This window comes from Trichodesmium erythraeum IMS101 (assembly GCF_000014265.1).
In the GTDB taxonomy this organism is placed as follows: Bacteria; Cyanobacteriota; Cyanobacteriia; order Cyanobacteriales; family Microcoleaceae; genus Trichodesmium; species Trichodesmium erythraeum.
Genome location: NC_008312.1, coordinates 4,166,397 through 4,183,712, shown reverse-complemented (window position 1 = coordinate 4,183,712; position 17,316 = coordinate 4,166,397). Strand labels below are relative to the sequence as shown.

At 33.4% G+C, this 17,316-nt stretch carries 11 protein-coding genes and 1 pseudogene; 9 read left to right on the top strand and 3 right to left on the bottom strand.

Going from position 1 to position 17,316, the window contains the following annotated elements; translation table 11 throughout:
- Positions 1-126: 126 nt before the first annotated feature.
- Positions 127-1,488, bottom strand: coding sequence for a peptidylprolyl isomerase (locus TERY_RS12930; RefSeq protein WP_011612255.1), 1,362 nt, complete (start codon positions 1,486-1,488; stop codon positions 127-129).
- Positions 1,489-1,606: 118 nt separating this feature from the next.
- On the opposite strand from TERY_RS12930, the gene TERY_RS12925 reads away from it, so the two are divergent.
- The 3 genes and pseudogenes from TERY_RS12925 (at position 1,607) to TERY_RS12920 (ending at position 3,631) form a co-directional block, all read left to right on the top strand.
- Complete coding sequence (locus tag TERY_RS12925; protein WP_011612254.1) at positions 1,607-2,158, top strand: redoxin domain-containing protein; 552 nt, start codon at positions 1,607-1,609, stop codon at positions 2,156-2,158.
- A 25-nt stretch (positions 2,159-2,183) separates the two neighbouring features.
- A pseudogene (locus tag TERY_RS36920) lies at positions 2,184-2,366 on the top strand (peroxiredoxin); the annotation flags it as partial.
- A 203-nt stretch (positions 2,367-2,569) separates the two neighbouring features.
- On the top strand, positions 2,570-3,631 hold the full coding sequence (locus tag TERY_RS12920; protein WP_011612253.1) for an AI-2E family transporter: 1,062 nt from the start codon (positions 2,570-2,572) through the stop codon (positions 3,629-3,631).
- 868 nt (positions 3,632-4,499) lie between these two features.
- Here the strand turns inward: TERY_RS12920 and TERY_RS12915 are convergent.
- Positions 4,500-5,348: a prephenate/arogenate dehydrogenase gene (locus TERY_RS12915; protein WP_044137508.1), complete on the bottom strand. Its 849-nt coding sequence runs from the start codon at positions 5,346-5,348 to the stop codon at positions 4,500-4,502.
- A gap of 36 nt (positions 5,349-5,384) precedes the next feature.
- Here TERY_RS12915 and TERY_RS12910 point away from each other — a divergent pair, with 36 nt between their 5' ends.
- The 5 genes from TERY_RS12910 to TERY_RS12890 all read left to right on the top strand — a co-directional run bounded on the left by TERY_RS12910 (position 5,385) and on the right by TERY_RS12890 (position 12,870).
- Positions 5,385-6,938 (top strand): pentapeptide repeat-containing protein, encoded by a 1,554-nt coding sequence (locus TERY_RS12910; protein ID WP_011612251.1) that lies wholly within the window; start codon positions 5,385-5,387, stop codon positions 6,936-6,938.
- 704 nt (positions 6,939-7,642) lie between these two features.
- Positions 7,643-9,181, top strand: coding sequence for a helicase C-terminal domain-containing protein (locus TERY_RS12905; protein WP_011612250.1), 1,539 nt, complete (start codon positions 7,643-7,645; stop codon positions 9,179-9,181).
- A gap of 533 nt (positions 9,182-9,714) precedes the next feature.
- Positions 9,715-9,927 carry a DUF2839 family protein gene (locus tag TERY_RS12900; RefSeq protein WP_011612249.1) on the top strand — a complete coding sequence of 71 codons (213 nt, stop codon included), beginning with the start codon at positions 9,715-9,717 and terminating at the stop codon, positions 9,925-9,927.
- Between the two features lie 792 nt (positions 9,928-10,719).
- Positions 10,720-11,085, top strand: coding sequence for a DUF1815 family protein (locus TERY_RS12895; protein ID WP_011612248.1), 366 nt, complete (start codon positions 10,720-10,722; stop codon positions 11,083-11,085).
- A gap of 909 nt (positions 11,086-11,994) precedes the next feature.
- Positions 11,995-12,870 carry an alpha/beta fold hydrolase gene (locus TERY_RS12890; protein ID WP_011612247.1) on the top strand — a complete coding sequence of 292 codons (876 nt, stop codon included), beginning with the start codon at positions 11,995-11,997 and terminating at the stop codon, positions 12,868-12,870.
- A gap of 235 nt (positions 12,871-13,105) precedes the next feature.
- Here the strand turns inward: TERY_RS12890 and recA are convergent, their stop codons facing one another.
- Positions 13,106-14,188 (bottom strand): recombinase RecA, encoded by a 1,083-nt coding sequence (recA, locus tag TERY_RS12885; RefSeq protein WP_011612246.1) that lies wholly within the window; start codon positions 14,186-14,188, stop codon positions 13,106-13,108.
- Between the two features lie 1,581 nt (positions 14,189-15,769).
- On the opposite strand from recA, the gene TERY_RS12880 reads away from it, so the two are divergent.
- Positions 15,770-16,903, top strand: a complete 1,134-nt coding sequence (locus tag TERY_RS12880; protein ID WP_011612245.1) for a DegT/DnrJ/EryC1/StrS family aminotransferase — start codon at positions 15,770-15,772, stop codon at positions 16,901-16,903.
- Positions 16,904-17,316 lie beyond the last annotated feature (413 nt).

Below are 17,316 nucleotides of genomic sequence, written 5' to 3'. Positions count from 1 at the left end.
AAAATTTATTTGTTTTAGTGGGGAAGATATATAGAATTTTCCCTAAAGACTAGTAAACAAGGAAAACAGGGTATAGAAAATAAGAAAAAAACTTGACTTCAGAGACTTGAGACACGCTATAAAAAATTATCCAACTCTCAAAGCTGCATCTCCAAAAGGTAGCGAATCAGGCAAAGAAATAGTAGTAAAATCAAACAAGAAAGTTGCACTTCTAACCTCCTCTGCTACTGAATTATTCACAGTACCAAGGATAATGTTATTTTCCCCTTCCTCAGTTGCTATTTCAATTACTGTATTATTACCTTCTTGAGTAAAAGAAAGAGCAGATATTTGCTCCGAAACACCAATTTTATCCCCTTCCAAAAAATTAAAATCTTCTATCGTATCTGCATTATCTTCTTCATTGTTAATTACTGCCAAAACAAAAGTATCTGCACCAGCTTCTCCTAGCAAATTATCTGTACCAGCATCACCAATTAAAATATCATTTCCTTCACCACCAGTTAATATATCATTATTTTTACCACCCCGTAAAAAATCATCTCCTTGCTCACCTAATAAAGTATCATTATCTAAATTACCATTTAAAATATCATTATCAAGACCACCAAATAATAAATCTAATCCTTTTCCCCCTCGAAGGTAATCGGAACTATCCCTACCATTTAAAATATCATCTCCCTGATTACCATTAATAACATCATTAATTATTGAACCTATAATTTCATCATTTCCTTCCAGCCCCAATACACCAAATACCTGTTGAGATAACTCTGTAGAAATTTCAAAAATATCATCTCCTTCTGTTAAGACTTCAAAAAAATCAATCGGTAATGGAATATTAGCGCGATTAACAATATTAATAAAATTATTCAGCAGGGATGTATCAGTAATAATTTTTGAAATTCGACTAGGAATTATTCCTTGAGTAACTCTAGCAGCAGTAATAGTATCTCCTAAATCTAGTGCTCTAATAACCTCTAACCCATCTATTACATTACCAAATACTGCATAACCACCATCTAATACTGGTATATCATTCAAGGGAACATAAAATTGAGAAGATGCCGAATTTAAAATCTCTGTACGAGCCATTCCAATAGCACCTGCTACGTTTGGCAATTCTACAGGAGTAGAAACTATTTGATTATAAATAATTGGTTGTCCTAGACCTAGAGGCTTAATTTCTAAAGGAATAAATCTAAATTCATTTGTTATTGGATCGACAAAATCACCACTTCCTAAAAGTTCCAAAGGAATATCTGGATTTCTGCTAAAAGGATCCCCTCCTTGAACTAATGAAAATTGTTGCCCATTTTCGATGCGATGAAATCTCACACCATCATAAAAATTTCTTTCTACTAAATCAACAAAATTACCTCCAGTTATTGGTGCATTGAATCCATTAATTTCGATGGTAGCTATTTGATTATCAATGACCATTAATACTGTTGCTAGACCCGATATTTGTGGTAAATTTTCTGTCATTTTTATGTAATTTAATTAGATGCTCGTTTAGATGGGACAATATATAGATAATTTTCTACATAAAATTTGTTCCACAATTTATGTAAACTTATATAAAGTATAATTTTGATTAGCAATTATGAGATCTCGTCGGCATTTTCAGACCATATTTTTAGTTATTTGTCTAGCTCTAATAACTTGGTTGAATTTTATTCCCAATGCTTGGGCCCTTGGAGGCAAACTACCTGAGTTAGATCAACCAGCACCAGAATTTACCCTGCCCACTAACATAGGAGATAGAGAAATTTCTTTATCAGATTATCGTGGTCAGTGGGTAGTACTTTATTTTTATCCTAAAGATTTCACTTCTGGTTGTACAATTGAAGCCCGTAGGTTCCAGCAAGACTTACCAAAATACAGAGAGCGAAACACTCAAATTTTAGGTGTTAGTGCAGATGATATAAACTCTCACCAAGAATTTTGTGATTCTGAAGGTTTAAAATTTCCGTTGTTAGCTGATACGGATGGAACTGTAAGTAAAGCTTACGGTTCGTGGCTAAACTTTTTTTCTATGAGACATACTTTTATTATTAACCCAGGTGGGATTTTGCAGGAGATATTTCTAGGAGTAAAACCCACTATTCATAGTCAAGAAGTTTTATCAAGTTTGGATAATTTACAGCAGACCTAATTAATATCAGTTTCTGTCAAATCATCTGTTAGCTGATACGGATGGAACTATAAGTAAAGCTTACGGTTCGTGGCTAAACTTTTTTTCTATGAGACATACTTTTACTATTAACCTAGGTGGGATTTTACAGGAGATATTTCTAGGAGTAAAACCCACTATTCATAGTCAAGAAGTTTTATCAAGTTTGGATAATTTACAGCAGATATAATTAATATCAGTTTCTGTCAAATCATCATTACAATAGAGATGTTTAATTCAACATCTCTATCTTATTGTAAATTCATGAAAAAAAATATTTAGCTAACAGTAGTTATAGTATTAACCATCTATAGTATTTTTTCTTTCCTATACGCTACTTAATATTCTTTATTCCTTAAAATTTAAAACTTGCAGATATCATAAATATAAAAAATGCTGAAATTACTAAATCAAAGATTATTTTGGTACTTAGCATTACCAATAATTGTAATAAATGGTTGGGCTTTACTACAAATATTTCAGTATTTTGGTCGGATAATTACAATAGCTGTTTCCGCAACATTACTATCATTTTTGTTAGATTACCCAGTACTTTTTTTGCAGAAACATGGAGGTAAAAGACACCGAGCAGTTATTTTAGTATTTTTAGTAGCATTAGTAATTATGTTAGTCTTGGGAGTTATTCTGATTCCCCTGCTATTAGAACAACTGACCGGATTTATTGAAAAACTTCCTAGTTGGCTTGAATCAGGAAATAAACAATTAGAATCATTTGACCAATGGGCATCTAAGTATCAACTGCCAATTAATTTAACAGTTATCACCAATAAACTTACAGAACGTTTATCTTCTCAATTGCAAGATATTACAGGAGAAATTATTAGTTTTGTCCTTAATATGGTAGGTAGAATTTTTGATATTTTAATCACCATAGTTATTACTTTTTATCTAATGCTACATGGCGATCGCCTGTGGAATGGAATATTTAATTGGTTACCTAATCACCTGGATATTCATGTACGGACATCATTAAAACAAAACTTTCAAAATTATTTTCTTGGCCAAGCAATGCTAGCATGTTTGATGGGTGTTTCTATGACCTTAGGTTTATTATTTACAGGAACTCCTTTTGGCTTATTATTTGGCATAGGAATTGGCTTGATGACTTTAGTTCCTTTTGGTACTGCTTTGGGTGTAACTATCGTCAGTTTATTAATAACTTTAGAAAATTTTTGGCTGGGAATAAAAGTTTTAATTGTGATAGTTTTAATCGAACAAGCAATTGAAAATTTTGTTGCCCCTAGAATATTAGGAAGTTTTACAGGCCTCAATCCTGTCTGGATTGTACTGAGTTTATTAGTGGGGATGCAAGTATGGGGGGTGTTAGGTTTATTAATTGCTGTACCTGTGGCAGGATTTGTCAAAAATACTGTTAATTATCTCTTCAGTAAGTCCTATGGACAAGAAGCGAAGTCAGAAATAATCCTTGACTGAGTTTGAGGGTTTATAAATGTGCTATAACGTCCATTCATCTCAATGAACCAAATAAAAAAATTATGACCTGCTCTGTGCCTACAGAATAGGAGTTTGTAGAAGAGGTACTCTGATATATTTGTCTCTTGACTTTTCTACTATAGTTAGCCCAAAATGCTAACTTAGTTTTTGGACATGATACCAGACACTTTTTAAAGGTCTTAAGAAAGCTAAAAGCCAATATTACTAAATGCTTTGATGTTTAATCAACAAGCCTTAATTAATTATTTAGTTTAGTTAAGAGACCTCAGACCTCAGAACTCAGACTTTAAGCCTTAAGCCTCAGACTTTAAGCCTTAAGCCTCAGACTTTAGACCTCAGACTTAAGGATTTAGGAGTCAAGCAGGCAAATTTGAATTCCACACCAGTTGCTGCTGCTCCCTGTCTCCTATACCTTGCCAAACCTACTCCTGCCTTACTTGAAAAAAAAATAATGTTTTAAACTTCTCCTTTAAAACTATGCTTTATAAATATCTTTTTTTTAGATAAAACTTGACAAAATAGAAAAGTTATATTTAGATATTGAAGAATATTTTTTCTGGCTAAAAAAAATCAAGATATATTTTTAAGACATTTTTTTTGTGGGGAATGTTTGCAAGATTTAAATGGTGTTAAATAATATACTCTTTCTCCCTTTTATCCTTACAAAGAGAAATTAGGGGCAGTTTATTGCTACTTTAATCCTTGGGTAACCACAACAAGATTTTGATAAATTATGTTCTGAGAATAAGTTTTACAGGAGGTAAAAAAATGTTCCCCCCTATATATTTTAGGCTGCTTAACCGAAGTACTAATAAGGTGATAACTGCAATTAACCTGTTCTTCAATCTCAATTTTTATTACCGAAAAAGAGTCTTCTGTTTTGCTCCGTATACCTTAACTTTTCTTCAATAATCTGCCAATCTTTTCGTTCAATATACTGAATCAATTCATCAATTTCATCACGAAAAGAAATTAGCGATCGCAAAACCTCTAGACAATTATGTTCAGCCATCATTCGTCCTAACTCAGGATTACCCCCTCCCACCCGGCTAGTATCGTGGAAACCAGAACTAGCAAACTCTCGTGCTAACTTAACAATAGTAGGATTACTCTCACTCATGCAGGCAGATATCAAACAGGAACTGGCCATTACAGGCAAATGAGAGATCCAAGCAACAGCTCGATCATGTTCATAAGGGTCACAAAAATAAACTTTACTTTTGAGCAACTTAGCTATTGCCTCAACTTTCTTTACAGACTCTAGAGGTGTATTTTCATTAGGAGTCAGTACATAAGGTCTATCTTCAAATAAACCCAATTGAGCAAACTCAATTCCACTTTCTGCTTTGCCAGCCATAGGATGTCCACCAACAAAATTAGGCCAAATTTTAGAAACACCTTCAACAATAGGTACCTTAACAGAACCCACATCAGTTAGAATTGCTGAGGGAGACAGAAAAGGAATAAGCTCTTCTAAAGTAGGGATAATATAGGATATGGGAGTACAAATAAATATTAAATCAGCAATAGATAGCAAAGATAGTTCTAAGCTAGCTTCATCAACAGCTCCAAGAGCAATCGCCTTTTGACAAGTTTGTTCTCGACGAGATACCCCAAAAACAGGATAACCTAAGGTTCTTAAATCGAGTCCAACTGAGCCACCAATTAAACCTAATCCAACAATACCTATATTAATCATAATACAATGGGCTTGATACCAGGGTGCGCCCTAATGATAATCGAAGAACTTCAAGAAAAATATGCAGCCGGTGAAAGAAACTTTACTAATCTCAATCTTTTTGAGGCCAATCTCGCTGGAATGAATCTTAGTGGTGTAAATCTTAGTGGAGTTAACCTTAGTATTGCCAACCTAAGTGGTACAAATTTAACTAATTCTAATCTGAGTAAAGCTAAACTTAATATTACTAAACTTAATGGAGCTCATCTGAGTGGTACAAATTTAAATGGTGCTGATTTGAATGTAGCCAACTTAGTTCTAGTTAATTTGAAAAGAGCTCAATTAATTGGTGCTAAATTGATTAGGGCAGAATTGATTAGAGCGCAACTGAGTGGGGCAAATTTTTCCTTAGCTGATTTAAGTGGGGCAAGTCTTGTTGAAGCCACACTCCGAAAAACTAATCTTAGTGGTGCCAACTTAAAGGGAGCTAACTTACGTTTTGCTTTTATTACAGAATCTAATTTAATAGAGGCCAATTTGGAAGGAGCAGACCTGAGTGGTGCAGACCTCAGCGGTTCAGACCTTAGTGGGGCTGAATTGAGAAAAAGTAATTTGACTGGTGCTAATTTGAATGGTGCTAATTTAAGCGGGGCTAATCTACGTTGGGCTGTTTTGACTGGCGCTCAAATGAACTGTGTTAATCTTAGTGATGCAAAACTGAGTGGTGCTGACTTAAGTAGAGCCAACTTGTTCCAAGCTAATCTTTTAAATGCTAGCCTAGTTCATGTTAATTTATCTAGTGCCTGTTTAATTGAAGTAGATTGGATTGGAGCAGATTTAACAGGAGCAAATTTAACCGGGGCAAAAATTTTTGGTACCTCTCGTCTAGGGATTAAAACAGAAGCTGTCACCTGTGATTGGCTTGATTTGAGCCCTAATGGAGATCAACCTCAAGTTTATACTCTCAATACTCTGAAAATTAAAAGTTTCTTTCACGAGACTCTTCCTAAAGTGAAGATAATTGTTGATACTCGCTTAGATATTTCTAGCCATTATGCTCTAGCTGCTACATATTATCAAATTAGCAAGTATTTACCAGATATAAATCAACCTCCTTGTATAGAAGTTAACTCTTGTAGAACAATTATTTCTTTTTCAATGAACAGCGATGAAAAAATATTTGCTGTTGCTTATATCACTGTTCTACCTTTTCTTGATGGTTATAAAACTCAAGAAAATATTATCAAAATCATGAAGATACTTAACTCTCATGATTTCAATTCTTTAACTCCTATAGTAGCTAAAATAATTCGGCAGTTAAGTACAGTTTTAAATAAATCAATTCAACAAGTAAATAAAATTAATAAAGACAAAGTTTTGTTGAAATTTTGTAGGGGAGTTCAGTTTTTTCAGACTCCAACAAAAATAACTGTAATTAATTCTAGCGGTAAAAATTTTCATGTCTATCATCACCCTAGATTTGGTAAACGAATAGTAAATAAAGTTAGTAAAAGTACAGAAGGAGAAGTCAGAATTCAAGTACCTCAAACAGTACCATATTCTATCAATACAATTATTGATTTTATTGATGGCTTTCATAAACCATAAATTGAATCTCTATAGAATAATTTTGATTTTGAGAAAAAAAATATAATAACTAACTTCTCAGCGATTATTTTTTCTCGCATCTTAGATAATTTTTGCTAATTAGTTAATTAGTTTGTCAAAAAAATTGCTGAATAACTTCAAGAACTGGATTTGAGTCCATAAAATTTGGAGCTGATATTAGAAATTGCTATGGAAAAATTTGTTAAAAAAATTATTAAGTATTCTCCAAGGAAAATTACTTTTTTTTCAATCTCTGATCAGTTAATTTTAAATTTAAACTTCCCCACCCCTATCAAAATAATAAAAGCTTTACCAGGTTAAACTAATTGTAGTTTTTATAATTGCTTATATTGGTTATAAATGATAATTCCCCCTTAGGTGGAGTATATTTTGAGCTATTTGCTTCAATTATCTCTCTTATTTTAGAGATTGTATAGAAATCGCTAAATCAATGTTTTGCACCTATATGGCTAAAAAGGTAAAGAAGCTTACTCTAGCTCTAATTATTAACCCTAATGAGGTTGAATTTTTATAAGTAAATAATCAATATAAAGTTCAGTTAAATAATTTAACTTGCAAGAGTTGAGTAGTAAGTAGCAATCCTAAATTTTGGGAAAAAAATCTGTAAAAATGAAACTCTCTTTACCTTCTGACAATAAAGTAGCTGATTTTATTAACGGCTTTTATTACTTTACTTAAAGTCTGTGATCGAAGTAGAAGTCCATCAATCCTTGTTAAATTTTCTGCGATCGCAAAATCAACCTCACTGGCCTCATAATTTAACAATGGCACGGCTAGTGGCAAGAGCTTTGCGACTGGGGCGTAGTGCTCTAATTCAAACAGCTTCACCTCCAGGTAGCCGTAATCAACAATATCAATTAAGTTATCTGTTACCAGTATTAATGTGGCCAAGAAAAACAATATTAGTTGCTCCTCAGCCAGTCCAAGAACATTTAATAACTGTCGAAATTCCCAAATTAATGGCAAGTAACTCTCAGATTAGTTCATCAATTAGTAAAAAAGGAATTCAAATCTATCCGCTACAAGAGCCTGATTTTAATGGACTACTACTGATGAAGCCCAAAGCTTGGTTAGTGAGCCAATGCCAAGATGACCACTTTTCTAAAGGTATTCCGACAATTATTGATTGGGCAGACTATTTAGAAAACTGGGTACAAAGCTTTTTAACCACAAGCTTTTTACCCACTAATTGGAATCAATTGATGCAATTTTATCCCGATCAAGCTGACTTGATTCGTGAAACAAGGGTAAACTTAACAAAATCACTTTTTCAACATCCAGCTAATCCCTACAGTTGCTACTTAATTGAACAACATGAGCAACAGATTTTACAAAATCTCATCGAAGGTTTGTCATTAACTCTAAGAAATCAAGAATTACAGAGTCATAATTTAAATCATAATTTTTGGTATCAGTGGCAAAGCAATGGACAACTCAGGTGGGCAGAAATTCATCGCCAGAGAGGATCGTTTTCTTTATACTCTACTCCTTATGATTTATCTGAAGCTCTAAAGAATATTTGGACTAAACAACCTGTAGTAATTATTGGAGGAGCATTAGACCTAGAAGCAAAAGCTGATACCTATAGACAGAACATGGGACTAGGGAATATAACTTGTGTTAAATTTTCTCCTGATCGTCACAATGAGATGATTCAACTATATTTGCCCAATAGCTTACCAATGCCGAATACACCTCAATTTCAACCAGCATTAATTTCAGAAATTCGGACTCTATTGCATATTAGCTCCAGTGTTATTAATAGATTAATAGTGCTTCTCATTGGAGATGTACCACTTAAAAGTCAAGTGGGAACTACTTTGGCCTCTGAATTTGGCTCCCGAGTCCAAGTGGAAACTGTTTTTAGTGAAGAAAATGGAATTTTAATTACTGGTTGGGAGTTTTGGCAACAACATCAAAAAGAATTCAAACCACCTAAATTATTGATAATTGCTACTTTGCCCCTTCCATCTTTGGAACATCCTTTAGTCTCTGGGCGAGTCAATTTTTACAAGCAACAAGGTTTAGATTGGTTTAGATTATACCTTTTACCAAAAGCACTGCAAGATATGCAACGTGCTATTACACCCGTGCGAGAATCTCAGGGCATCGTTGCGCTGTTAGATAGTCGTGTGATTCGTCGTAGTTATGGTCAACAAATTTTAACAGCTCTTAGTCCTTTTGCCAAAATTGATTATTTGGATACTACATGGTTAATTTGAACTAGGGAATAGGGATTAGGAAGTAGGATTAATGATTATGTGGATTTAAATTAAAGCAAATTGCTGTATAACCCAAAAACTAGGATTTTTAATTCAATTTTAAGTATATTTGGGGTTAGCATATCTATTATCTAATGGGATGATAGTTTCTGTAGGTCAGCAGGTGAGCAGGTCAGAGCATATAAATAGCCCGGTTACTAGGTTTGGTGTAGTAAGAATTGTCCCCTAATTTGTTTGCCTAGATATACCCAAAATTATTTCCATATATGGGCTTGAACTACCAAAAAGCTAGTAATTTTTGCTACCTACGTTAGGCTGTAGTATTTTATGGCAAAAAAAAGTCCTGGGTTGCGTAGTCCCAAAAGCATTTTAGGCTAATAATAGCATAGGGAGACAAGGGACAAATATATCCGACTACCTCCTCATTAATTCCCATTTCTTCTGACTCCCTACCCCCGAAAAAGACGTTTTCAGTAAACCCTTACTACTGTTATGATTGGATATAAATTACTAAATAAAGGTTGAAATCATTTATGGGTGAAGCAAAGCGTCGTAAAGAAGCACTTGGAGAAAATTATGCTCAAGAAGCAAGGTTTATTTCTTGGCTACCAATTACTAAAAGTCAAAGTCAAAAATTTATGCAGTTGACTACAACTGGTGCATGGATAGGTATTGGACTCCTTGTTGTTGCCTGGTTAATAATTAGATTTATTGGCCCTGCTTTTGGATGGTGGCAAATTGAATAAATTTAATTATTACTAATTATTACGCAATCAAAAAATCTTGACTTATTCTTTGTTAGTCGTATTAGTCATTCTCAAGGATATTGATTGTATTAAATGCAGAGAATATTAACTCATAAATCAGTCAAAATAAACACATACTTTGATGTTTTTCAAATAAAAAATTAAGATAAACTCAGACAAATTTGTAAAATTAAAATATTAAATGAGTTTTTATATCTTTTTACTTATAGTAATGATTAATTATTTGTATGATTCAGATTTTAAGTTTTTAAATCAGTGATTTTACTGAAGTTAAATTTAATAGTTTTATGCCTAAAAATACAATATTCAGCTAAATTATTGTATTTAAGACTAGTATCCAAAATTACATTTTTGAGTTTTTAAATCAGTAATTTCACTGAATTTAAAGTTAATGGTTTTATGCCTGAAAATACAATGGTTTAGCTGAAGATTATAGTTGATACTAGTATCAACTATAATCTTAGTTAAGATAAAGTATATATTGTGTAAGACTAGTTGAAAGATGTCCGAGAAAGGATCATTGAGTTTAGACTATTTTATAGGTTAAATATTAAAATTTTATAATAATTTATTTGACAAACTCTATAATCTAAGAAAAAAAAACTATCTAATTGACTGGTTCCTATATATAGTGTTTATTTAATTTTAAAAACATTATAGGGAAAGTATAAAAAAGCACAATAAACTAGAGATTATTGAGAATTGACCAGGGTTTATTGACAAAATTCGTTGGCTCTGAGAATCTAAGGATGTGATGATAGGAGGATAACTGTGTTTCTGAGACTTACAGAACAACATCGTCAATTTATACAAGACCTAGTAATGAATTTACAAGCTCTAGCAACTGTGCTAGAGAGGAGAGGATATTTGGCATCCTGTTACACTTGTGGAGGTCAAATGAATAGTGCATCATTTATGGTCAGCTTGGGAGAAAACCATCAGATTCGCTTTCTCGTCTCAGATTATGGTATTACATGGACAGAGATGCGAGATGACCGTGAATTAATGAAATTAGAAGGAACTGAAGCTATTAGTCAGCTACAAGAACTAGCTAATTTGCTGAAAAATCAGATTCAGCCTTGTCAAAAACCCAATAAACTCCAGCAAGCATATCTAAGCCTGAATAAGGGCATTTAGCATCAAGTTACCCTGCGTTAAACCTTATGGTTATAACGCAGATAATGTACTTGAAAGATGAAATACATTAATCTTTGCGACTAAAGACTGATCAAAAGATTGGGTGATTTATAGATAGGGAGATTCATAAGTAGCATAATTTTTTGTATTTCTTATATTTCTTATGAATAAGTGGGTAAATAATTAGGAACTACACACTTTAAAAGCCGAAATTCAATCATTGTATAAACATCACGCTTTGCAAATAATTTTTTGTAGGTACTTATATTTATTTATTAACATCTAAAAACCTAGTGTTTAGTTACAAAAGTTAATAGTATTATTTTTTATTTGACTTCCCTTTGTTTCAAAGCTTTTGAAGGGCTCAATAAATATATTAATGTATGCAATTAGAGACTAGATAACTCTAAAATCGCTTCGTTCTAGTGGACTGCACACAAATAAATAAGATGGCGTATAACTCCGGTATCCGAATATAGTTTTTAAAGGTTAAGTTTTAGCTGTAAATACTCACTCTATAATAATTAAGTAGGTAGACTTAGTTCTAGTTTTTAGGGAAAACCCTAACTGGGAATAAGAAAAAGCAAAGATATAATAAGTATATCTGACAAAGGATCAAAAACTCTATATATTAATATTGTCTGGAATAAAAATTAAAAAGTAACTAATATTATGGCATTTTTGAGGATAGTTAGAGACTACTTAATGGTGGTATATATTTCGGATTCTCTATTCCCTTAACTTAGACAATAAATGTTAGGCTCGTTACTAAGGAACAAATTTTACGTGAGCCAGATGTTAATCTATAGGTACAAAAAAACAAGTTAAATTTTTAGCATTAGCTGACAACAAATTACTACTAATTGATTTTGAAGAAGTTTGGCAAGATAGGAGAGTTGATAACAAACTATGAATATTCTAGAATCTCAATGGAAACATTTCTTTATAGACACTAATGATATTCGCCTGCATTGTGTGACTCAAGGTGAGGGAGAATTAGTTATACTCCTTCATGGCTTCCCAGAATTCTGGTATTCTTGGCGTTATCAAATGCCTGCATTAGCACGTCATTTTAAGGTTGTAGTTCCAGATTTACGTGGCTACAATGATTCAGATAAACCAGATAATGGTTATGACTTAGATACTTTAGCTGCTGATATTCGGGGACTAATTGAGCGTTGCGGTTATGTTAAGGCGCATATTGTTGGCCATGATTGGGGAGGAGCGATCGCATGGCACCTAGCTCAAAAATTTCCTCAACATTTAAACCGTCTAGCAATTTTAAATGCAGCTCATCCACAAAAATTCGTTCAAGAACTGCTAGGAAATTTAGATCAATTACGCAGAAGTTGGTATATATTAGCTTTTCAAGTTCCTGGAATTCCTGAATGGGTAATTCAGCAAAACTTAGGAGAATTTATCAAAGGACTTTTCCAAGGACAGGCAATTCGTAAAAGTGCTTTTACTGCTGAAATTACTCAGATTTATCAGGCAGCTTTAGAGAAACCAGGAGCTTTAGTAGCTGCAATTAATCACTATCGTCAATTTCTTTGGCCTCAAAACTGGCTAAAAAACTTTAATAAGCCACAACTAGTTACATCACCTACTTTAATTTTATGGGGTAAAGAAGATTATTTTTTAAGCCAAAAACTTACAGAAGGTTTAGATAAATTAATTGCTGCTCCTTTCCAGTTAAAAGTTATTCCTGACTGTGGTCATTGGATTCAGCAAGAAGTTCCCCACACAGTAAATAGGGAGTTGCTGAATTTTTTGAGAAAAAAATAATCATTATTTAGGTAAATTATTTAATTGTGCCTATTGTTCTACCCTATGCAAAATTGTTTATAATTAGAAGTTCAATTAAGGCAATGATGAAACACTTAGGCACAGATAAAATTGGCGTTGGTGATTTTGGCGGGTGATTATGGTTTAATAATAATCCCCTAACTATTAATTCAAAAGAATTTTATCTTTGGCCAAATTTAATTTTCATAGACTTGATTCACCAACGCCCTAAAATTTACTCTTCTTCTAGAGCTTCATCCTCATCTTCATCCTCTTCTATCTCATCAACCCGTGCCACAGAATTAGCAGAAACCAAAGCACCTTGACTTAAATGATCTCGAACTTGCTTTTCAATTTTTTTGGCAAAGTCAATATTAGATTCCATATAAGCAATAGCTTTTTCTCGACCTTGAGCAAAATTACTTCCTTGGTAACTATACCAAGCACCTTTACGTTTAATTACATCTGTCTCTTCGGCTAAGTCAATAATACAGCCGACATTAGAAATTCCTTTACCAAAAATAATATCAAATTCAGCTACGCGGAATGGAGGAGCGACCTTATTCTTAGCAACTTTGACCTTAGCATGAATACCATATTCCTCTGAAGATTTCTTGAGAGTTTGTGTGCGACGAATATCAAGTCTAACCGAAGCATAAAATTTAAGAGCATTACCACCAGTAGTAGTTTCTGGATTACCATAAACAACACCTATCTTTTGGCGAAGTTGGTTGAGGAAAACTACTGTACAACCTGATTTACCAATATTTCCTGTAATTTTCCGTAGTGCTTGACTCATTAAACGAGCTTGGAGACCCATGTGAGAATCTCCCATATCTCCCTCAATTTCAGCTCTAGGTACTAACGCTGCTACCGAGTCAACAACCACAATATCAACAGCTACAGAACGAACAAGATGATCCACTACTTCTAAGGCCATCTCTCCAGTATCAGGTTGAGAGACCAATAAATTTTCAATATCTACTCCTAATGCAGCAGCATAAGTAGGGTCTAGAGCGTGTTCTGCATCTACAAAAGCTGCTATACCACCACTTTTCTGAGTTTCGGCGATCGCATGTAATGCTAGAGTCGTTTTTCCAGAACTTTCTGGTCCGTAAATTTCAATAACTCTGCCCTTGGGTAAGCCACCTCCTAATGCCAAATCTAAGGTAAGTGCGCCACTCGAGATTGTTTCTACCTTCATGCGGGTAGCATCTCCCAAACGGACAATTGACCCTTTACCAAAAGTTTTTTCTATGGTTTTGAGGACTGAATCTAAAGCTTTTTGTTTTTCTTTGTTATCTGTAGCTGAAGCCATTTATTTTTTCCTAACTTATTAATATAGAATAGATACCCGGGTGAGTAAATGTTGTTTTCTATGGATAATATTGACATACTCCCCACCATTAACGGTAGGGAATTCTCACTTTATATCAAAGAGCCTAGCATGAGTATCAACCCCTGCCACTACCTCTTTACACTCCGTGAGCTTTTTTCCCATCTGCGGTGATGGTACTTAATTCTCTTTCTATTAGTCACATCTCTATCAGTGATACAGCTCAACTTGAATTAACTCCCTCAGATAGCTGCTTCTTACCATGGTTAATACCACAATTAGGGCATATTTGACTTTGACTATTGGCGTCTAGTTTGGTAAAATGTATAATCGGTTTACCCAGAATAGTCAAAAATAAACTCACGAATAGGGTCTAAACAAATATTTTCTCAAGCAAACTTCCCTAATGCTTTCAGGTTTAAATCTTCTGCAAATATTATTCCCACTTATTTACACTTTTGATATGCTGTCAAAAACTATAAATTTTTTCTTGCTAGGTAAATCTTTTCCTACAGCTACCCAATTTGTTTTTTCACTTTCAGCTAGCCTCTTGAATCTTTCTTAATTTATTCTGTAGTTATCTATTGGCTGCATCAGCTTCTTGAAATGAGGAAACTCACATCCTGTGAACTACATATAAACAAATAGGGTGTCAAGTGATATATGTGTTTGCTAAAAACACTTAAGATAGGAGAATTTTCAGATATTAGTTCTCTTTGTTGGCCTTAGTCAGAGCTTGATACTGACTCACATAATTAGGAATTTTTTTTTCTCGTGAAATAAATTATGTACTCAAACGAGGTATAGCAGCGATATACCCGGCATTTTTGGAAGTGAACCCAGTATTTTCTCTCTGTAAGTGGATAGTTATAAACAAAGGGACGAATATACAGCCATATAAGTAGGTCGGTGTTAAAGTTTTTCGCTATCTAAAAAAATATAAATTCATCTCAAGTCAACTTTTTGGAGGAGCTTGGGGTTAGTACATAAGTCTTAATATAGCTAAGTTTTTTCATGGCTACCTATTTATCAATGGCAAAATCTTGATCCGATACTATGGGTACGCTCCAAATGTTTAACAATGTATAACAAAATTTAACCTGCTAGGGAGTTATCTCCTCATTGCTTTGAAAAACTTGTCATTCACAATTCATGATCAAAATACTAATGCCTCTGTTTAAGTCCCGAAACCGATCAAAAGCTCTTTTGATATTAGCTTTTACTGATAATTGATTTACCACAGGAGTGAGGGCTAATCTTCCATAACCAACTTAAATATAGAATTATAGAACCTATTTGGTGTCTTTTTTCAAGTTGAAGACTCTTGCTGAAGTAGGTAGTAGATTAAGTAATTTTGGGCGCTTTTAATGGCCGAGTGGAAATTATTTATCCCCATAATGATTAAACCAAGAAACTGTAATAATGGTTAAGGGAGGAACTATCAAATAGATTTGATAAAGCCTTCCTTTGATGACGAGGCTTATGAACTTTGGTTTTCAGTGAAAATACTTAGTTGACTCGTCTAATATAGTTGATTTGAACTATTAATATTATTTGAACATAATGCTAAAAAATATTCCTTTCATTGACCTAAAATTACAACATCAACCACTAGAAAGTGAGTTCAAAAAATCAATTCAGGAAGTATTAGAAAGAGGAGACTTTATACTTGGTCAAGCAGTGGCAAAGTTTGAATCCTCATTTGCTACAACTTGTGGAGTTGAAAATGCTATTGGAGTTGCTTGTGGCACAGATGCTATAGCACTTGGACTTCAAGCTTGTGGTGTTAGTGCAGGAGATGAGGTAATTTTACCAGCTAATACATTTATTGCTACTTTAATAGGTGTACTTCATACTGGTGCGACCCCAGTGCTAGTAGACTGCGATGAGGAAACAGCATTAATTGATTTAGAAATTGCTCAAAAAGCTGTCACAAACAAAACTAAGGTAATATTGCCAGTACATCTTTATGGTCAAATGGTAGCTCCCAGTAAATTACTAGACTTTGCTCAAGCTAATAAGCTCATTATATTTGAGGATGCAGCTCAGGCTCATTTGGCTCAAAGAGAAGGATATCGTGCTGGAAGTATTGGAACTGCTGCTGCATTTAGCTTTTATCCTAGTAAAAATTTAGGTTGTTTTGGGGATGGAGGTATGGTCGTTACTAGTGACCAAAAGGTAGCAAGTAAAATGCGAATGCTTCGTAATTATGGTGCTCCTCGTAAATATGTCTATGAGGAATTAGGTACTAATAGTAGATTAGATACTTTACAAGCAGCAGTACTAAATGTTAAGCTTCCTTACTTGAAAGGTTGGAATAGCGATCGCAACCAAGCAGCTCAAAAATACGATACCCTCCTCAGTCCGATGAAAGAGAAAGGTATTATTCCGATACAGAATTTGAGTGGTACTGGGCATATTTATCATTTATATGTGATTCGAATTACTGACAAGTCTCCAATAGACCGCGATACTCTGAAAGATAAATTAGGAGTAGCAGGAATTTCTGTTGGTATCCATTACCCTATACCCTGTCATCTCCAACCAGCTTATCAACACTTAGGCTATAAAAAAGGAGATTTTCCTAACAGTGAAACTCTGAGTCAACAGATTTTATCTTTACCTATGTATCCTGTAATTAGTGAAGAACAAATTAATCTTGTTGTTGAGACAATTATTCAAATTATCAGTCAGTAAGTGTTAAGTAAAAAGCTATCAGCTTTGTATGAAATACATAATAAAAATTCTTTTTCCCTAATTAATTATTTAATTGATTTTAAATTTATGATACTATTATAAAAATATCATTTAAAATCAGTAATTTAAGTTTTCAACTAGGGTAAATAGAAACATATAATATGACTTTTTATTGTCTAATAATTTAACTATTTTTAAATTAATATTTTCTTTTAAAATAGCTAGAAAAAAATATTTTAGGTAGTAATAAGTAGAAAATTATGATTCAGAAAAAAATGGTTTAATTTCCATTAAAAAAAATAGTTACATAGCTCTACCAATGTATTCCAAATTACTAGATAGATGACACATAAATAATAATTAATGAATGCCATTTATAAATAGTATTTATTAATGTTAAACTAAAGTCGAGC

Excerpts from the sequence above, each read along its gene's own strand:
- TERY_RS12920 (WP_011612253.1), top strand. The coding sequence starts at position 2,570 with ATGCTGAAATTACTAAATCAAAGATTATTTTGGTACTTAGCATTACCA.
- TERY_RS12880 (WP_011612245.1), top strand. The coding sequence starts at position 15,770 with ATGCTAAAAAATATTCCTTTCATTGACCTAAAATTACAACATCAACCA.
- TERY_RS12930 (WP_011612255.1), bottom strand. The coding sequence starts at position 1,488 with ATGACAGAAAATTTACCACAAATATCGGGTCTAGCAACAGTATTAATG.
- TERY_RS12890 (WP_011612247.1), top strand. The coding sequence starts at position 11,995 with ATGAATATTCTAGAATCTCAATGGAAACATTTCTTTATAGACACTAAT.
- TERY_RS12925 (WP_011612254.1), top strand. The coding sequence starts at position 1,607 with ATGAGATCTCGTCGGCATTTTCAGACCATATTTTTAGTTATTTGTCTA.
- TERY_RS12900 (WP_011612249.1), top strand. The coding sequence starts at position 9,715 with ATGGGTGAAGCAAAGCGTCGTAAAGAAGCACTTGGAGAAAATTATGCT.
- recA (WP_011612246.1), bottom strand. The coding sequence starts at position 14,188 with ATGGCTTCAGCTACAGATAACAAAGAAAAACAAAAAGCTTTAGATTCA.
- TERY_RS12910 (WP_011612251.1), top strand. The coding sequence starts at position 5,385 with ATGATAATCGAAGAACTTCAAGAAAAATATGCAGCCGGTGAAAGAAAC.